We start from the raw sequence: 1,362 nt of genomic DNA on the forward strand, positions 1-1,362 counted from the left end.
TACGATACAAACACCAGTGACTGGCGGGACGAAGGGAATGACGAATCAGTCAGGAAATGATGACAAACAGTTGGCTGGCCAGAGGGTGCCAGCAGAAAGATGAGCGGGAGTTGTCAGCGCCAGCACCAGGGACAGGGCTGATTTCCACAATACCAGCGCCGGCATTTCGCACATTGCCAGCGTACTGGCATTACAACACGTTTCATGCTGCTGCTCCTCGTGATTCCTCAATTCGCTGCTGCATCCACTGCTCCACTTCACTTTTGTACCAGCGGCTGCTGCGCCCCAGTTTGATGGGTTTAGGGAAATGACCTTCACTGATCAGCTTGTAAAACCATTTATCGGTCATACCGGTGAAACTGGTGATGTAGTTCATGTCGATCAGGGGATCGTCGGCACGCAGCAATACGCTGTCGTGGCTTGTTGTGGTCAACATGGTCAGAATGTCCTTTGTGAGATTTATGAAGGTTGTGCAAATGCGGGGGAATCTGCTGAACTGTGCTTTCTGAGCTGGCCTGCTACGGGATACCAGGGATTACCGGCGAGGTAACGGGCTTCCGGATCGCGCACACCACGACGATCGCGGGCGAAATCACTGAACGCCCATATCAACTCTTTGAGGATGTCTTCGCAGTCCGGTGAACGACTGTCCAGCACCACATCCCGTGTTATCTGTTTCTGGTACGGTGCCGCTTCACCCGGTGACGCGAAGCCCAGTACGTTGCTCCAGGCATCCAGAATCAGCCGGTCCAGTTCAGGGCCATCGAAATACTCCTGTCTGACGCACAGCACCACGTGGTATTCCGGCTTTTCAGGATGACGGGTTAGGATCCAGCAGAGATCACGTCCGGGGGTTGCATTCATCAGCGCACTGACGGTTTCGATAAAATCCATGCCTAACCAGGTCTTTCTGCAACTGAAGGCGTTGTCATGTTCCCACGGCAGACGAAGCAGGATCCGCCGTACCCGGGAGCAGGACTGTTCACGCAGCGCACGATTGAGAACGCCGACGATTTTGTTCTGATAAGATGGCCAGAAGGGTGCCATGCTATAGTCGAAATAAGGGATAGCATTCATAAGATATGCTCCATATGGAAACACACGACGCATCCCCGCCAGCGAAAGACGAGCGTATGGTGAAACTGAAGGCGTCGTGTACTGAGGTTGTTGATGTGATAACCGTGGAACCGGGGATGGCAGATGTCGTATGCCAGGACAGTCAGGAGACCAGACAGGTGTAAAATTCCTGAGGTGGTGATCTCCGTTGACTTCGGTTCACATCATTAATCATCCCGGTAAGTTTTTACCGACGGATTGTTTCCAGGAGCGGAAGCAGATAAAAATACCGTTTCATGACTTCAG

At 52.6% G+C, this 1,362-nt stretch carries 3 protein-coding genes; 1 reads left to right on the forward strand and 2 read right to left on the reverse strand.

All coding sequences use genetic code 11. From position 1 onward, the window contains the following. Positions 1–202: 202 nt before the first annotated feature. On the reverse strand, positions 203–436 hold the full coding sequence (locus ACJHYR_RS27735; protein WP_000958492.1) for a helix-turn-helix transcriptional regulator: 234 nt from the start codon (positions 434–436) through the stop codon (positions 203–205). Positions 437–459: 23 nt separating this feature from the next. Then, positions 460–1,077 (reverse strand): hypothetical protein, encoded by a 618-nt coding sequence (locus ACJHYR_RS27740; RefSeq protein ID WP_063116172.1) that lies wholly within the window; start codon positions 1,075–1,077, stop codon positions 460–462. Between the two features lie 14 nt (positions 1,078–1,091). Here ACJHYR_RS27740 and ACJHYR_RS27745 point away from each other — a divergent pair, with 14 nt between their 5' ends. Further along, positions 1,092–1,241 (forward strand): hypothetical protein, encoded by a 150-nt coding sequence (locus ACJHYR_RS27745; RefSeq protein ID WP_001385640.1) that lies wholly within the window; start codon positions 1,092–1,094, stop codon positions 1,239–1,241. Positions 1,242–1,362: the final 121 nt, after the last annotated feature.

This window comes from Escherichia sp. WS1450, from assembly GCF_046487395.1.
Lineage (GTDB): Bacteria > Pseudomonadota > Gammaproteobacteria > Enterobacterales > Enterobacteriaceae > Escherichia > Escherichia coli.